The organism is Chengkuizengella sediminis (genome assembly GCF_010078385.1).
In the GTDB taxonomy this organism is placed as follows: domain Bacteria; phylum Bacillota; class Bacilli; order Paenibacillales; family KCTC-33759; genus Chengkuizengella; species Chengkuizengella sediminis.
The window spans coordinates 39,031-55,985 of the sequence record NZ_SIJC01000025.1 but is presented as its reverse complement, the minus strand read 5'-3'; the positions used below and the strand labels follow the sequence as shown (position 1 = coordinate 55,985).

Sequence of the window (16,955 nt, the reverse complement as noted above, 5' to 3'; positions counted from 1 at the left end):
TGCGATGCTTGAATATAAAGCGAAATGGTATGGCAAAGATGTGATTGTTGTATCTAAAACATTCGCTTCAAGCCAACTTTGTTCTCATTGCGGATACAAAAACAAAGACGTTAAGAATCTTAATTTTCGAGAATGGGAATGCCCATCTTGCCATACTCATCATGATCGAGATATTAACGCAGGACTTAATCTAAGAAACGAAGCCATTCGTCTCTTAACCGTAGGAACTACGGGGATAGCCTAATCCATTAGAGGCCATTAGGTTTCTGTACTTAGGAATCCCCCACTTCAAACGTAAGCGTTAATTGGGGGAGTGTTCAATAAGTTATATAATGGCCATTATTACTATAAAAAGATAAATTTATACAATACATCTTATATACATAGGGAGGTATAGGTTTGAAATATAGTTTGATCACATGTAAAAAAGATTGATCAAAACTCATGAATTAGAAAGTGATTCATGAGTTATTTTAACTCTTATATTCTACAATTGGGCTATATTGTTGAACAAGACATTTAGAAATTTATGTGAAAGTTAGTGGACTTGTAAAAGCAGTGTACTTGAGGCAAACTGGAAAGTTAACACATTACAACATAAAAATATTGTATTATTTTTATAAGGAGATTAAAAAAACATTCAATGGGTGATTGTTATGGCTACATACGATAAAAAAAAATTAGAATTAGTTCAATTAAATACACATGATGTCAAGAGTTTAATTGAGTTATCTATATCAGTTGGTTGGGATTATGATAAATATGAGATTGAAACAGTTTTGTCATCTGGTATAATATTTGGACATAAAAACGCTGAGGGAAAAGTCGTTTCTAGTGCTGCTATTATCTCTTATGATACTAATTTAGCTTCTATTGGTATGGTTATTGTTAACAAAGAATTTAGGGGATTAGGTTTAGGAAAAGAAGCCACTCAAAAATGTATTGATTTTGCTGCAATTAACAAATCAATTATGTTAATTGCAACAGAAGAAGGGAAACCTTTATATGAAAAAATGGGTTTTAGAACTGTAGATTGTGTTCATAAGTATCTTTGTGATAACTATACTAAAAGTTCTAAGGTATTAATTAAAGACGGTGTAACCATTGAAGATTTCAATAATATTGACATTAACAAAATTGTAGATTTAGATAAAGCTTCCTTTGGAGATAAAAGAAGCAATTTTCTTCTTAATAGGATAAATCAATCCGAACAATGTTTAGTAGTTAAAGATTATAATGGAAATATTATTGGCTATGGAATATCTATAAGAGGTCCAATTAATTTAATACTAGGACCTATAGTAGCTCCAGATACTGAAACAGCTGCTTTAATACTAGATAGGCTAGCTTTTAATCATCATGGGAAATTACGAATTGATGTGCCATCAGGTAATGAGGAATTTATGTTGTTCCTAGAGCAAAGAGGGTTTAACAAAGTTAGCGAGCCACCCATAATGGTTCTTCACTCTGAAAATATGCCACCTCGTAATAACACATTATTCGGTATTGCTGCTCAAATATTTGGCTGAGACAAATAGCATCTTTATTTCGATATAGGGCCTCAGTATAGTAAGAAAAACAGTGTTCTACAGTAATCGAACACTTTTCTGGAACTTGAAAAATGGTAAATCCTTCACTTGATGAACACTGATTATCTTTTAAGCAATATGGCGCAAATGTTGAAAAAGAAATAAGAGGGTGGTGGTACACTTCTCTATGCATTAAGGAGCTTAGATTATTCTGCTCATGCTATAGAGATAACCAAATTACTTCTGAACAACAGTATTGAGATAAGTAATGAGTCATTTCTGTTGTTAGAAAAAATTTCGAAGGATTTACCAGTAGAGATTAAGAAAGAATGTAAGAAAATAATATCAGATCATTTAAAAAATAATGAAGATGATTATCACTTAGAAGAAGCATTAGAGTTATTTGATTAAACATTAAATCATAAACTCTTCTTCAAGTAAGAAATTTTAAGGATGTTAAAAATGATAACGTTATTCAACTATATGGCGCATTTCTCTAATTAGAGATGCGTCTTCTTTATGATTTGGGCCATATTGTGGAAAATCTCAGACAGGAGATAAATCATTTAAAGAGTTGAAAATAAATGGAGTGGACAGCCATAGCTGTTAAAGAGATAATAATTGATAATGAAAGAGGTGTCCAAAATGTAAGAACATCGAAAAAAACGTTATAATGGAGAATTTAAACACCATACGGTGATTTATTCAAGAATAGACGAAGTAATTACCTTATATTACTAAGGAATTAAATAAATTTATATGGATGAGCTATAGGAAGAAAAAAAGAAATTTTGACAAGCGATTTCCAAAAGAGCGTTACAGATGGTGGTGAAAACATTGAAACAAAATAAGTTGATTTATTTGATTGGAATTCCAGGATCGGGAAAAAGCGAATTTGCCAAAATATTATCAAAAAAAGAACGAGCCACAATATTGTCTACGGATGAAATACGAAGAGAACGTTTTGGTGATGCAACAAAACAAAAAAACACGACGATTATATATGGCATATTGTATGCAAGAGCAAAGGATGCGCTAGCATCAGGCCAATCGGTTATTATCGATGCGACAAATGTTGATCGGGAAAAAAGAGAAAAAGCGTTGGAACGCTTTCCTGACGTTAAGAAAGAATGCTATTATTTTACGACACCTTTTTCGGTATCGAAAAAATGGAATGAAAGAAGAAAAAGAAAAATAGACGAATCTGTTTTAAAAAAATATCAAAAAAATCTTCATTTTCCAGTAACTAAAGAAGGTTGGGACGAAATTCATTTTAAACATGAATCCGTTCCATATAGTATAAACAAGGAACAATTTTTATCCATTATGAACAGCGACTTAAATTGCGAAGATCTATTTGCTAATCTACAATCTATTCCTTATTTTTGCGATATGATTGGGTATGACCAAAATAACCCATATCATGCATTTTCACTTGAACTGCACACATTCGAAGTTTTGCGTTTTATCCGCCAAAACTACATTGGAGTAGATAAATTAGATATGGAAATAGCAGCTCTTTTTCACGATGCAGGAAAGCCATTCTGTAAAGTATTTAAAGGAGGAAAAGGATATTCATCCTACTACGGTCATGAATATGTATCGACGCACATGGCAGTTCATTTTTTGACCGAACTTGGTTTTGAAAAACCCTTAATTTTAAATGTAGCAAATATAATCCAAAACCATATGAAAATATTGCATGGCAAGGATGTAGGCGCAAGAGAGATCTATCATGATCACGGTGGGGAATTTCAAACCAAAATGTATATTTTTAAAGAAGCAGATGAAAGAGCGAAAGGGTTGAAATAATAATGAGATATAAATACCCTAGAACAACACACCTTCCTTGGTCAAGGTCAAAGACTGAAGATGATAAAGTATTAAAAAATACGGATCACTTTAGAGGTAACGAAGTAGTCGTTACCGAAAAATTGGATGGTGAAAATACAACGCTGTATACAGATTATATGCATGCAAGAAGCATAGATTCAAAAGATCATGATTCAAGACACTGGTTAAAACAAATGCACGCTTCAATCGGTTTTCAAATTCCTGAAGGATGGCGCATATGCGGTGAAAATGTTTTTGCTATGCATTCTATCCATTACACTAGATTAACTGATTATTTTTATGCGTTTTCTATATTTAGTGATCAAAACGTTTGCCTATCATGGAGTGAAACTATGCTTTGGTGTCAAAAGTTAAATATTCAACATGCGCCAATCTTATATGAAGGTGTTTTTGATGAGAAAATAATACAATCTTTATACACTCAGATATCCAAATTTGGAGGAGAACAAGAAGGCTATGTCGTTCGGTTAAAAGACGCGTTCCACTATGATGATTTCAAATTGTCGATTGCCAAATTTGTTCGTAAAAACCACGTACAAACAGATGATCATTGGTTGAGTAAGCAGATCACGATGAATCTAAGGAAGGATCATTATTGATGAATTATCGTTATGAATTTTTCCTTTGAAACCCCGGCTGCCTTAAGAATAATACCTATTAGAAATAGGTCAACCAGAAATGACTGGCTGATTTCATAATACGATATGGGCGCTTTTCACTAATAAAATTCAAGATAAAAAAGATAAATGTAAAAGTAGAATTGATTGAAGGTGGATAACGTTGAATAATATACAATTATTAACTGGTATATATAGATTAGGAAGTGGTTGTGGTCTGTGGAGTAAAGAAGAAATAATTAAATTGTGTGATATGGTGATTGAAGCAAATGAAAATATACCCTATGAAATAATAGAAGTATCGTTAATGTCCAAATCAAAGATAGATGATATTGAGGGGAAGTTATTTGAACTAAGTCATGTAATAGATGAGGAATATGCTGTTAGATCAGTTCTTTCAGTATGTAATGAAAAAATAAAGTTAGATCAGATAAAGATTGAAGATTCAATAAAATGCACTACCAGACTTTTAGTACATACTGGATTGTCTCTGGAAAAGAATTATTATGATTTATACAGTATGGATGATGATTATGACTTAGCCAAAGATGGTATTCGATTTAATTTAACTGAAGTTGTTGATTTTTATTTAGAAGAATTAGATAAGTACAGTAAGTATTTTAAAGAATTTAAGGAATTGTACTTTAAAGTAATTCAAAAAGATTGGATTAGATGATAATAAAGAATAAATTATAAAAATATAATACTCTAGCTAATCACTGAAAGTGTGGAAGTTTTACGAGTTTTCATTGTTCTGCAATACCAGCTAATAGAAGCTTAAGAGGTCTTCAACACTTCTTGAAAAGTGGTTTTTAAGAGTTTACTAGGATAGCTTCAGATGATATGGGAAAGGTTATTTAGGGTAACTCAGTCTCATTAACTCGAAAAAATTACTTATGAGGTGAGAAGTGGTGAGAAACAAGACAAACTTTTTGATTGTGTTACTTCTATCATTAATGGCCATATTACTTGGGTGTTCTCAGCAAGATGAGGAATTTATTAGTGATACTATTCCCCAACCTATTATTTATTATGATGAGGTAGAACTTCTTGTATATCAAAGTTCATATTGTTGGGGGACTCTTGGATGTGCTGATTATATTGGAGCAGAGGAAATGTTAAAAGAAGAACCAAAGACTATTGTTTCCCCAAATACAGAATTTAGAATAGAATTTAAGAATGTTCGTCAACCAGATGATTTGGTTTTATGGATTATTCAGGACCAAAAACCTATTGATATAGAAATGGAGAATTATTCTTTTATGGCTCCAGAAGAAGAGGGAATATATTTCTATGATCTATATGCAAATTGGATATCTTCAAAAAATGATAAAGTTTCGTTAGGTGGCTCCAGTTATGTGTTTGCAATTGAAGTTAAATTATAAAGTTTAAAGCTGTTTAATTATAAGTTAACTATTGGAACAGCAGCATTTCCAGTAGATAGGAATTTGTTTGTTATTCCACAATATGGCGCTTTTCTCTAAGAGAAGCGTCTTCGTTATGACTTGGGCCAGATCGTATTATGAGATCATCCAGTCATTTCTGATTGATCTATTTTTAATAGGGTATTATTCTTAAAGTAGCCGGGGTAGAACGTTCGGGCCAGTGGGATAACTGAAAAATATGTTTTAATTCACCAATCAATAAAAGTGAACTTTTAATTATACAATCTTTAGTATAATTAAGATCGTTATATAACATTTTTCAAATTTTATGGACAATAAAATCCAATCCCTTTTATTTCATTAATCACATAGTAAAAAAAAGTAAAATTGAAAAAATATAACAGCAGGAGGAAACAGGAAAATGAAAAGAACGTTATTTGTAATAATTTCCACACTAATTTTAACTTCATGCGTCCAAGAATCTGTTAATGTTGAAGGCTTACCATCTAACACATCAAATAATGAACTGACTGACAAAACCAAACAAATAGATATCGATGCTGAACTACTAAAGGTATATACTGATTTGCAGGAGAAAGAGGGATGGTATGTTGTTCCCAAAAACGTTCATGAAATGACTATTTATGCTAACACTAAAAATGTAGATACAGTACTATTTTGGTTAGTTCCAACAGGGACAGAAACATGGAGTGAACGACAACTCATTGGTTATGATCTAGATGGAAGTGATGGGTTTTCTTTAAAATGGGAATTTGGTAACCAGGTACTTCTCGATCACATTTTAGTTCAGGCATTGGGTAGTGATTTTTATACAATAGATGATGAAACTATCAATGTAATAACACAAGAAGAGTAAATAAAGAGGTTCTGTCAAACAAACCACTGAGAATATACAATAAACGGAAAATCAATTCTAAGATAAAATTTCTATTTTATTGGAAGTTAGAAATAATAAAATAGACCGATATCTTCGAAACGGTCTATCTACACCTTAAGTTCAACCAGGACCATAGTAAGCGGCCAGTGAACGCATTGCTTCATTATAGTTATTCATTAAATCTTCTGCTTCTATCAATTTTTCATTTGCTTGATTTTTGAGTTCTGAATTTTGATCTTCAAGTGCTTGTTGAAGCAAGATGAATGCAGAATATCGAGCGTTGATTGCATTAATATATATTTCATGTGCCTTACGAACTTCTTCTGTTTTTGGTGAGTCTAATGCTTCAACTAATGTTATGTAATCTTTATATTTTGGAATGATTTGTTGAGTAAAAGAGTTATAAAAGGCATTGTTATCATGATTCATTTCACCATTTAGACTTTCGTATAATTCCAATAATTCTATTTCGTCATTTATAGGCACAGAGTAAGCATAATAATCATCTGAAATTTCTGAATATGAAGTATAATTATAATCTATTAGACCAATTGTTGTAAGGATTATGGAAATAATTATTAAGCCTTTAATTATTATTTTTTTCAATCTCTCTCCTCCTTTACTTATTGAATCATATAATATCTCAACATTTATTTAAATGGTAAATAAAGGGGAGAAATGGATAAGTACTTTTAATCCAATAAATGATTGTTTTATTATATCAATACCCTTATTATATTATGTAGCCTTAATCAAGAAAATTATAAATATTGAGAGTTGAAAAGAAATATGATCAACATTAGATTAGACATTCAAAAACAATTTTATAAAGTATATAAAGGTCATATCAGTGTTTTAGAATTTGAAAAGTGGCTCTATACTACGCAAGAAATTGAAATTGTCTTTGGGCAAAATTTTTACTATAGTTTCTTAGATTTAAATTATAGAAATAAGTATGTAATTAATGAGCTAAGGAAACTTATTAAATTACATTTTATTTTTGATGAATTAGAACATGATAGAATTTTAACTCTTTTAAACAATCTAGTAACTGAAAAAGGAGACGCTATCGAGATATTAGAAGAAATATACTATGACTATTGTAATGGATATACATTTTTAGAATATCTGTCAGTTACTTATATTACTCAAATAGATAATATTCCTATGAATGATATAGATTTTTATAAAAAAAGAGAAAGTTTAGAGAACAATAAGTCGTATATCAAGAATGAAGCAAATAGATTAATATCATACTTTCAAGATGGGAAACTTAAAATAACTGATGAATATAAATTTAATGATAACAGAAATGAAGAAGAGAAATAGGGTTTATAACATTTTGGAGGATACTATGGGAAAAGAAGAGTTTCTAAAGGAATTGGAAGAAATAATTGAAGATAATATCTTCATTGGTAACACAATTGATGACTTAGATGAAGAAATATCACAAAACAATTGGTCTTTTTCAATGACACAAGAATTAGTGCAGGAGTTTACGGTTGATGATTTAAAAAATTTCTTTGATAGATTGCTGAAAAATAGAAAAAATCAAATTTTGAATGCCAATAGTAAGCACGGTATGATTTTTTATGCGTGGTTTGAGTGGCAATCTGGAAGACTCCTATTTAATTTAATCTCTGATCTTCACCCTAAACTACCTTTTGGTGGAAAATACAAGGTAGTTGAAAAAATAGAAACAATAATAACTGAATTTTTGAATTATCCATATCACAATGGTATATCAATAATAGAAATTGAAAACGATGGCGAACTAGAGGAAAATGAAACAATAAATGAACCTTTCAATGTATACGTAACTAGAATTAATTAATATGAAAATTTGGAGATTTCTATGGAAATCCAAGAAGATTTGTACACTGAAAAGATACTTAAGAATTATTAGGAAATCAAGTAAGTTTAGTTCAATAAGAAAACTATATATATGGTAAAATGGGATACATGTCTTAAACACTTTTAATGTTAATAGAGCTTTAAGAGGAGTTGGTTTTATATGGCGTATCCAGTTTATTTATACAAGGAATTTGAAAATGAGGAAGTTGTAATCTATAAATTTTGTATCGAGCATAAAGATGAAAATCCTGGAAGAATAGAATTAAACAAGAATACCAAAATGATACAAGAATTGACGAGTATATCTAATGTTTCTGATGGTCTTTCCCAATGGGTATTCAATCGTGCTGGATTACGAATCTCCCAATGTTATAGAGAAGGTACATTTCCAGATAAAATGGAAATAATTCATTAAATGTAGGTATTACTTTTTGTTAACAAACAAGTACATTAGCTGAAGATTTGTGAGGTGATCTCCGGCTTTTCCTTATTCAACAAAATGGCGCGAATATGGAATAACAAGAATAGAAAATGATCAATCTTTTTTATAAAAACCAAGTAGTAAATATCCATTTTAGAATCCATTTTGATCAATCTTTCTTTCAAAATGGATTCTTTTATTTGCCATAGAATGTGGGTTTGCGTGAGATTTTTGATCAAACATTATTCAAATCCAACATTTGTAGCTAACTGGCGCCAATCTTGAATAAAGAGAGATAAAGTTGTAATAAATCTCAACATTTGAAATAATGATTCTTAAATGTAAGCTATTGTTGAATAGAAAGGAAGTATATTTACAAAAAAATAAAGGTGAGGATTATGGATTTAATATTTAAAAAAATGACACAAAAACAAGCAGAAGAAATTGCGTTTAGTTGGCACTATGAGGGCAAATATTCTTTTTATAATATGGAAGCAGATAAAGAAGATTTAGAAGAGTTTCTTGACCCTAAAAAACGAGGTGACTCATATTTTGTTGTTATCCAAGAAAATGAAATTATTGGATTTTTTTGTTTTAATAAACTAGATGATAATACTATTGATATAGGGTTAGGAATGAAACCAGAATTAACTGGTAGAGGAAAAGGATATGAATTTTTAAAAGAAGGAATCCAATACGTTAATTCAAAATATAAACCAGAAAAAATAACACTATCAGTGGCAACCTTTAATCAAAGAGCAGTAAATGTGTATAAGAAAATTGGATTTGAAGAAATAAAAACATTTATTCAAGATACAAATGGAAGTAATTTTGAATTTGTTAAAATGAAATATGTATGTTGATTATTGTTATTTCACTGAATCATTATTTAGGATCGAACCTTCAACAATCTGGCGCTTTTCACTAATTATAAATGGAGGAGATTGCAAGGTATTTTGAAAATTGATAATTTAAATATATATTGATAGGGAAAGAGGTAAATAAAGTGTCAAAATGGATTATAAAAATAATGATTTCAGTATTAGTTATAGCACTTCTTTCATCTTGTCAAACAAGTACGGAAGAACCAGAAATAAGAATTTCATCTGCTACAGAGGAATTAAAACCAATTTATTATGGGGGTTTTTATAAAGAGAACCAGGAAGATATAGAAAAGAGACTAAAGGATTTTATGGTCGGTAAAAGATTTATAGATTTGCCATCAATTGCTTATGGAGACAAAATTCAAATCGAAGCTTTAAACTTTGAAACAGATGAATATGAATTTTATGATTATATCATGGATGAAAGGGGTAATATTATTTCTAATTATGATATAAACCCGCTGAACATAAGTTCCTCAGAAGATGGAAACACAGAATTTTCATTCCAAGAAAATCATGATTTAGAAAAGTATCGTGATTTTGGGATAGAAGGAAAGTTGATACATGGTTTATTGATTAGATGTAAAATTGATAATTCTTCTTTTGCATTTGCTACACTTGTATTAAGTGTTAACAAATAATTTCTGTTCAAGGCTAAATGAAGCTGCTTTAGTTCACAGGATTGATTTGATATGTACTCAATTTGATCTTCAACAATATGGCGCTATTCTCTAATAAGAGAAGCGTCTTTCTTTATGAATGGGGCCAGATTGTAGAACAACTCATTCTCAAAATTTAAGGATATTTATGATAAAATATATGCAAGAATATTAGTAAATAATTGTATATAAACTAACGTGTACAGTTTAGTTTATATAGCATCCCGATGATGTATATTAAATTAAGCTGAAGAAAATATGGGGGAGTATATGATACAAGAAGATGACGGGGGTATTATAACCTCACTAGGAATAATAAACAGTAAATTAACTTTTAATGAATTTAAAAACACAGAATTATTTAATAGTGTAAATGATTTAGTTGACTCTGAGAATGACCATATAAAATATACAATTAAAAACGTACAAATAGATAAACACAGTTTTATAATTACCATATATTTTTTTGATAACAAACTTATATTAACAAATTTATATTATCTTGATGATCAGAGGGATGAGGAATTAACTTGGTCAGATTGGGCAATAAAAAAGGAATTAAAGAATAAAGAATGCCATGATAGACTACTTGAAAAATGGCTTGGAAGAGGAGAAGTTACTACTGATAACTATGTGAATTATAAATATAAATGGGGAAGTGTGAGTTCAGGATATGATCCAAAGAGTGCATGTAGTAATATAACAATAAATTATTATTGTTTGTAGTGTAGTTTTAAATGAAAAAATGTATACTACAAAAAAACCACCGTTCTAAGTGGTGGATAATTAAAATAATAGATTGATATATTATTCAAAAAAATATATAATTTAACTATATTATTCATTCCATTCTTTTCCTATACGCAAGATGTAGTGAATATCTCTTTTTTAAAAAAAGAAATCTATTTTTCAAATAGATAACCCAAGTATCAATTGATAACGGGTACGGTTCAAGTAGTAATATTTTGAACTAAGCCAAGTTTCTCAAGCATCAAATAGGATGGTGCTGGGCCGATAAAATAAGAGGAACAAAAAAATCATACTTATCAGATTCTGATAGACAGAGATCTGAAAAAAAGAAATAAAGTGTGTTCAAAATTGAAGCATACTTTTTTTTGTATTTAAATTTAAGAAGGGAGGGAGTCCCTTGTCTCATTTATTAGGACAAGGGGGGTGATCCCTATCCTTATAATAGATGTGATACTGGACGAAAAAAATTGAATGTAAATAAGCAACCAGCAGTGTTTGCTAGTCAAAAGATCGTATGAACTCTTTTTAGAGTTTTGCGGTCTTTTTTTATTCAAAAAAAATTAGGAGGACGAAAAAAATGAAAGAAAAAACTAAAATTACAGATCGCTATAACAAAGAACAACGTATAGCTATCAAAATGATTAGTTTACCGAATGACTGCACGAAAGAAGAAATGATCATGTATTTATACAAGTGTGAAGAACTCAATATGAATCCACTTTCTGGAGAGTTCATATTAACTAAAAAGTGGAGTGATAAAAATAGTAAATATAATTACTCTTTTATAACTACACGTGATGGTTATTTAAAAACAGCCCAAAATGATCCACACTATGAGGGAATTGATAGTGGTGTGTATTGTGAAGGAGACAAATTATCATTTGAAAACGGTAATGTAAGACATGTACTTGGATCTACAAGAGGTGAAGTGATAGGAGGTTGGGCAATAGTCAAGCGAAAAGGACTTTTGCCTAAAACCGAATTTGCACCTTTTAAAGAGTATTATGAAGCCAACAAATACAAACCGATATGGAAAGAGATGCCCAGTGCCATGATAAAAAAGGTAGCAGAAGTTGCAGCTTTAAGAATTATGTTTCCGTTAACAGGGGTTTACACATTTGAAGAAATGGATGTAGAAAAACCTGGAGACGTAGATCATAACAACATTCCATTTAATCAACCAAAATCAAACTCAACTTCAAAAAATCATGCCAATAAAAAAATTACTGCATCATCCAAACCAAATCCTTCGCAGGAAGAAATATCTGAAGACAGTAAAACTGAACCTGCAGATCAAGAATCAGAATCATATCAAACTAATCCTGATGGCGTACCTAAGATGTCTTATCAACTTAAAGATATAAAAGCTGGTAGTTCAAAAAATGGTACACCTTATTATTTGTTAACTCTATGTGATGATAGAACAAATAAAAAAGGAGATTTTTACGCTTTAGGAGATAAGATGGATAAAATTGATCAATTAGATCTTAGAGAGGAAAGCAGAGTTCACATAAAGACTTCAACTAATGAAAATTGTTTTGTAATTGATGATATTGAACTTGCAGCATCATAATGATTTGGAGGTTGGTGAATATGAGTAATTTTTTACCGGATATAAAAGAGATTGCTGAAGAGAATGGACTTTTATTAAGAAAGGCTAGAAACCAATATAAAGCCTTATGTCTGTTCCATAGTGAGAAATCACCCTCACTTTATATTCATCCTGAAAAAAACATTTTTAAATGTTTCGGATGTGGTGAAGGCGGTGGTGTAATCAAGTTTAAAGCTAAGCTTGAAAATAAAAGTGAACAAGAAATTTTTGAAGAGCTTAAAAGTCAAAATAAAAAATCATATAAAGCTAGTAGATATCTTCATCCAGCTGAGAGATTAACTTCTTTTCAATTTAAAGCAATGTCTGAGGTTATTCCAGACCTTTGTAATATGAAAGGGAAACCGAATTGGGATTTTATTCGGAAATTTGGGAATGAAGAATACCTTTATTTTAGAAGTAAAGTGTGGAGACATTGGCTTGAGTTTCTTGATTATGAAAAAAAAGATGCTGAAATGACCCTTCGATTTGGTATAAGGGGAAATTCAGTGAATGAAGCTATTAAAGAAATCAAAAAAAGAGAAAAGCTACTTGGAGTGACTATCTTTAATCAGAGCATGATTAAAAAAACAGAGCTTATGGTAGAAGCAATAGGCTAAAAAAATAAAAAAATATTGGAGGACTAAAAAATGAATAGATCAATTTTAATCGGTAGGTTAACAAAGAGCCCTGAACTAAGATATACACCTTCTGGTGTAGCTGTAACCCAATTTACTTTGGCTGTGGATCGTACTTTTACAAATAGTGAAGGTAAAAAAGAAGCAGACTTTATCAATATTGTAACTTGGAGAAAACTAGCTGAAACATGTGCCGAATACCTTGAAAAGGGTAGATTAACAGCCTTTGAAGGTAGGATACAAGTTCGAAATTATGAAAATAATGAGGGTAGGCGAGTATATGTCACAGAAATTGTTGCTGATAACGTTCGATTCCTAGAATCTAATTCTAGTAACAAGCGTAATGAAACAAACGGGAATTCTCATCCTGGGGCTTCCCAAGATCCATTTAGTGACGATTCTAAACCTATTGATATATCAGATGATGATCTACCTTTTTAGAGAAATATTCATAGAATTTAATGAGTAGATGTTAAAAAATATTGTAATTAATTAAACCTAAAAAATGCCCATCCTAGTCAGGGATTATTAATCAACTCCCTTGGTACTAGGTGGGGAGTATTTAGGAGAGATAAAAATGTCAGAAAAGAAAATTGTTGGTGCAGCTAAAATTATGGAAGATCTATTTGAAAAAGGTATCTATGCTGAAAAGATGAAAGCCAAATATCGGATGGATCTTATTAGAAAAGAGATAATAAATAGTTTTCCAAAAGATTGTAAGAGGTTGGTTTTAAATGATAATGTATCTGCTTGTTATCAAATAAAGAAAAAATATGAAGTAGATTATGTTGGTCTCAATGAATACCTAGCCAATCTTGGTTTCTTAACCGCTGATTATGCCAATATAGTTAAAAAAGATGAAATCATAAAAGAAATATCACCTTTTGAAAAACCCAGCGAAAGATATATTAAAATGTACCCCAAAAAATCAGCTAAACCAGAATTACAACCTTTAGATTACTCTTCATACTTACTGGAACAATTAGCTTTTTTTTGGGAACAGACTAACATAGAATTTAAACATTATGAATCTCTGGAGAAAGGTGCAAAAAGACAAATGTTTTTATGTGAAGAATTAAAGAAAGAAAAAATGGTCTGTAGTTATGGGTCTGTAAATTATGCGAATAAACCAGCACAGTATGATCTAAATGCTATCTCCAAAGAATATGGAATAGATTTTCTGATTGAACACGCAAAGGTTACTAGCGACGGAATAGACCAACTAATTAAAAAAGATGTACTTTCTAAAAAGGAAGTATCAAAGTTTAAAAAAGAAGTAGATAGGGAAGTTGTATTTGTAGTCACTCAATTGAAGTCTGAAGAAAGATCACTTCAAATGCTTAACAATAAGAACGTAATCAGACTTCAAAACCAACAGGATAGAGTGAAAATATCACAATCTGCTATCTAATTTATTTTATTTAACAATAACAAAATATAAAGGAGGGAGCCCCTCACGATTGTATAAGGGGCTCTCCCTATACATAGATGATGGGTAAAATATGAAAATTAAAGGATTAATCATTACTTTGGTAGCGATTCACATGATAATAGAGTTCGTTGCAATGACATTCGTAAAGAAGGGTTTACTTTCAATTAATGAAGCATTTGTTTTGTTAATATATTGCGGAATAATTGGAGGATTGTATGTTGATTATCGTGTAGAAGAGAAAGCGAAAGTGGTTACCGAAAGAACTAAAAAAGAAAATGATTATATTTTTTATCAGTATACTAAGTAAGTTCAAAATTTGCCTTCCACTCGGCAACAAAATAGAGGTGGCACAAATAATCCGTGCCACCTTGGCCGGAATTTGTGAAGGAGAAAAATATGGGATGTATCGTATGTAAAAAAGAAGTTGAAGAAAAGAGAATTCAAACAGAGGAAATGTTTAGATTTGAGTGGGTTTGTTCATCCAATTGTGAAAATAGTTTTTCTATTGATCTCTTAAATTTACAAGATGAAATTGGTGAATCCTACAATTACAAAATTAATAATCCAATTACTAAGCAAATGATTGAGTCTCTAATTCTACATGAAAAACAGGTATGCACAGGCTTTTCGTTAATACGAAAACCTTCCAATGGAGCTTTAATGTCATTTAAGAAAAATAATGATGAAACATTATTTCAAATTGAATTTGCTACAATCTCGTTTGAAGATTGGATTTGTTTAAAACAATTAATTGCAAATCAATCTACAAATATTCATTCAGAGGATGGAAGGTTTAAAGCACATACTTTGAGAAAAGACCAATTAAATGGGTTGGAAATACCTTTCTTTGGTCAAAGTGAAATTACTGGAAATCAATACTCAACCTACTCATCAAGTCATGTAGAAGAGGTAAGTAGTGAATTTCAAACTATGAGTTTCTTCTATATGGAAGATATTGATAGGTATGGAGTTGTTGTTTCTGATTATCATCATTAATATCTAATCTCACAATGAGTAAGAAATTTTGCAAAAATATATTAAAAGACTTTGGATAATTAATCCAAAGTCTTTTTACTTTTATTCCTTAATTCATCTGCTTTTTTCTTTAATTCTTTAGTTTTGTTCCTCAATCTTTCATTGCTTTCTTCATAAGATTTCCAACTTTCTTCCGGATCAATTACTCTTTCCCTTGGAAATTTAACTACTTTATTTTTTGTTTTTTTAATCAACATACATATACTCCTTTTAAAATAAGTTATATAATGGTCAATATTACTATAAAAATATAAATTTATACAATGCATCTTAAATAAATAGGGAAAATTAACTTAATTAAGAGAGAATAGATTGATAAGGAGATAGTATGTATGGTAAGAGATACTTTTATTGACACTGATATTTTTATTAATTTAGCAAATGGCATATATAAAGATGAAGATGAGATCTTAAGTAAATTAGAGTATCTTATAGAAAAAAGAAAAATAAATCTATTGATACCAGATATAGTGATAGATGAATGGGAAGGGAATAAACAACCTAAGATAAGGGAAGCTCTACCAGGTATCATTGCGAATCAAACAAAAAATCTTAGAAAGTTAAAACCTTTTTTAGAAACAGATCAGTATGATACCTTAAATAAAGTTATTAATGAATTATCTGAAACAAACAGGAATAAAACTTCAGTAGCAATAGAAAATCGTATTAAACGCATTGAAAAAGTTATTCATTCTCCACAATCAATTAAACTTCCTATAATCGATGATGTTAAAAAACAAGCAGTTGAAATGGCGCTTAAAAACACTATGCCATTTAAAAATAATAAAAATAGCATTGGAGATGCTCTGAACTTTTTGACGTGTTTAGAATATAAAATTGGGACCCATAAACCAGAATTTGATTTTATAACTAATAATAAACACGATTTTAGTGAAAATAAAAACCATAATAAATTACATGATGACTTAGAACAGATTGCAAAAAAGAAACAAGTAAAAGTTAACTACAGTATAAATATTGGTGAAAAACTTGAAGAGTTTGGGATTGATATTACACTTAAGACTAAAAGGAATATTGAACGTATTATTGACAAAGGTAATCCAGAATGGGGTTATGGTTATTTCGGTATTCCAGCTGTAGTTAGCTGCTGTGGTGATACTTTAGATATTAGTAGAGGCACTTATATAAATAATAGTCTATTTGTTCGATGCCCAAAGTGCCATAATATGTATGATACAGGAGTTTTCTTTGATTAGTTTTAGTAAATATTATAAAAGGTGAGGGAAAGAAGGCATGATTTGCAATAACAATGAGTTGGTTTTTGATAATTAGAGTTATGAAAAAAGCAGGAGAATATTATAGTTGAGATGTTTAGAAGGTACTTGGAACAAATGTAGTAGTAAAAGTTTTGTTCCCTGCTAAATTATAAATAGAAATATATATGTAACTA

At 30.2% G+C, this 16,955-nt stretch carries 22 protein-coding genes; 20 read left to right on the top strand and 2 right to left on the bottom strand.

Annotated features, from left to right (window positions below):
- From EPK97_RS21330 to EPK97_RS21300, 7 genes are all read left to right on the top strand, one after another.
- The coding region (locus tag EPK97_RS21330; RefSeq protein ID WP_162038630.1) for a zinc ribbon domain-containing protein at positions 1-244 on the top strand (244 nt) is incomplete at its 5' end.
- Between the two features lie 412 nt (positions 245-656).
- Positions 657-1,529 carry a GNAT family N-acetyltransferase gene (locus EPK97_RS21325; protein ID WP_162038629.1) on the top strand — a complete coding sequence of 291 codons (873 nt, stop codon included), beginning with the start codon at positions 657-659 and terminating at the stop codon, positions 1,527-1,529.
- Between the two features lie 837 nt (positions 1,530-2,366).
- Positions 2,367-3,341 (top strand): AAA family ATPase, encoded by a 975-nt coding sequence (locus tag EPK97_RS21320; RefSeq protein WP_240903914.1) that lies wholly within the window; start codon positions 2,367-2,369, stop codon positions 3,339-3,341.
- A 2-nt stretch (positions 3,342-3,343) separates the two neighbouring features.
- Positions 3,344-3,982, top strand: coding sequence for an RNA ligase family protein (locus EPK97_RS21315; RefSeq protein WP_162038627.1), 639 nt, complete (start codon positions 3,344-3,346; stop codon positions 3,980-3,982).
- A 181-nt stretch (positions 3,983-4,163) separates the two neighbouring features.
- Positions 4,164-4,676 carry a protein kinase gene (locus tag EPK97_RS21310; protein WP_162038626.1) on the top strand — a complete coding sequence of 171 codons (513 nt, stop codon included), beginning with the start codon at positions 4,164-4,166 and terminating at the stop codon, positions 4,674-4,676.
- Positions 4,677-4,911: 235 nt separating this feature from the next.
- Positions 4,912-5,385 carry a hypothetical protein gene (locus EPK97_RS21305; RefSeq protein WP_162038625.1) on the top strand — a complete coding sequence of 158 codons (474 nt, stop codon included), beginning with the start codon at positions 4,912-4,914 and terminating at the stop codon, positions 5,383-5,385.
- A gap of 421 nt (positions 5,386-5,806) precedes the next feature.
- Positions 5,807-6,262 carry a hypothetical protein gene (locus tag EPK97_RS21300; RefSeq protein ID WP_162038624.1) on the top strand — a complete coding sequence of 152 codons (456 nt, stop codon included), beginning with the start codon at positions 5,807-5,809 and terminating at the stop codon, positions 6,260-6,262.
- Positions 6,263-6,403: 141 nt separating this feature from the next.
- Here EPK97_RS21300 and EPK97_RS21295 read toward each other — a convergent pair whose 3' ends face one another.
- Positions 6,404-6,889 (bottom strand): hypothetical protein, encoded by a 486-nt coding sequence (locus tag EPK97_RS21295; protein ID WP_162038623.1) that lies wholly within the window; start codon positions 6,887-6,889, stop codon positions 6,404-6,406.
- Positions 6,890-7,072: 183 nt separating this feature from the next.
- Here EPK97_RS21295 and EPK97_RS21290 point away from each other — a divergent pair, with 183 nt between their 5' ends.
- From EPK97_RS21290 to EPK97_RS21235, 12 genes are all read left to right on the top strand, one after another.
- The gene (locus tag EPK97_RS21290; RefSeq protein ID WP_162038622.1) at positions 7,073-7,612 is read left to right on the top strand and encodes a hypothetical protein; all 540 of its coding nucleotides are present in this window, start codon (positions 7,073-7,075) and stop codon (positions 7,610-7,612) included.
- A 25-nt stretch (positions 7,613-7,637) separates the two neighbouring features.
- Positions 7,638-8,117 carry a hypothetical protein gene (locus tag EPK97_RS21285; RefSeq protein ID WP_205690294.1) on the top strand — a complete coding sequence of 160 codons (480 nt, stop codon included), beginning with the start codon at positions 7,638-7,640 and terminating at the stop codon, positions 8,115-8,117.
- 180 nt (positions 8,118-8,297) lie between these two features.
- Complete coding sequence (locus EPK97_RS21280) at positions 8,298-8,552, top strand: hypothetical protein (protein WP_162038621.1); 255 nt, start codon at positions 8,298-8,300, stop codon at positions 8,550-8,552.
- A gap of 404 nt (positions 8,553-8,956) precedes the next feature.
- Positions 8,957-9,421, top strand: coding sequence for a GNAT family N-acetyltransferase (locus EPK97_RS21275; protein ID WP_162038620.1), 465 nt, complete (start codon positions 8,957-8,959; stop codon positions 9,419-9,421).
- Positions 9,422-9,564: 143 nt separating this feature from the next.
- Positions 9,565-10,083 carry a hypothetical protein gene (locus EPK97_RS21270; protein WP_162038619.1) on the top strand — a complete coding sequence of 173 codons (519 nt, stop codon included), beginning with the start codon at positions 9,565-9,567 and terminating at the stop codon, positions 10,081-10,083.
- Between the two features lie 288 nt (positions 10,084-10,371).
- The gene (locus EPK97_RS21265) at positions 10,372-10,827 is read left to right on the top strand and encodes a hypothetical protein (protein ID WP_162038618.1); all 456 of its coding nucleotides are present in this window, start codon (positions 10,372-10,374) and stop codon (positions 10,825-10,827) included.
- A gap of 601 nt (positions 10,828-11,428) precedes the next feature.
- Positions 11,429-12,424: a RecT family recombinase gene (locus tag EPK97_RS21260; protein WP_162038617.1), complete on the top strand. Its 996-nt coding sequence runs from the start codon at positions 11,429-11,431 to the stop codon at positions 12,422-12,424.
- A gap of 20 nt (positions 12,425-12,444) precedes the next feature.
- Positions 12,445-13,059, top strand: a complete 615-nt coding sequence (locus EPK97_RS21255) for a CHC2 zinc finger domain-containing protein (protein WP_240903913.1) — start codon at positions 12,445-12,447, stop codon at positions 13,057-13,059.
- Between the two features lie 30 nt (positions 13,060-13,089).
- Positions 13,090-13,518, top strand: coding sequence for a single-stranded DNA-binding protein (gene ssb, locus EPK97_RS21250; protein WP_162038615.1), 429 nt, complete (start codon positions 13,090-13,092; stop codon positions 13,516-13,518).
- A 136-nt stretch (positions 13,519-13,654) separates the two neighbouring features.
- Positions 13,655-14,488, top strand: coding sequence for a hypothetical protein (locus EPK97_RS21245; RefSeq protein WP_162038614.1), 834 nt, complete (start codon positions 13,655-13,657; stop codon positions 14,486-14,488).
- 91 nt (positions 14,489-14,579) lie between these two features.
- Positions 14,580-14,816, top strand: coding sequence for a hypothetical protein (locus EPK97_RS21240; RefSeq protein ID WP_162038613.1), 237 nt, complete (start codon positions 14,580-14,582; stop codon positions 14,814-14,816).
- An 89-nt stretch (positions 14,817-14,905) separates the two neighbouring features.
- A complete protein-coding gene (locus EPK97_RS21235) occupies positions 14,906-15,505 on the top strand; it encodes a hypothetical protein (protein WP_162038612.1) in 600 nt (199 codons plus the stop codon).
- Between the two features lie 59 nt (positions 15,506-15,564).
- On the opposite strand, the gene EPK97_RS21230 is transcribed toward EPK97_RS21235, so the two are convergent.
- Positions 15,565-15,738 carry a hypothetical protein gene (locus EPK97_RS21230; protein ID WP_162038611.1) on the bottom strand — a complete coding sequence of 58 codons (174 nt, stop codon included), beginning with the start codon at positions 15,736-15,738 and terminating at the stop codon, positions 15,565-15,567.
- A 138-nt stretch (positions 15,739-15,876) separates the two neighbouring features.
- On the opposite strand from EPK97_RS21230, the gene EPK97_RS21225 reads away from it, so the two are divergent.
- Entirely contained in the window at positions 15,877-16,761 is an 885-nt protein-coding gene (locus EPK97_RS21225; protein WP_162038610.1) for a PIN domain-containing protein, read from the top strand.
- The last annotated feature ends 194 nt before the right edge of the window (positions 16,762-16,955 follow it).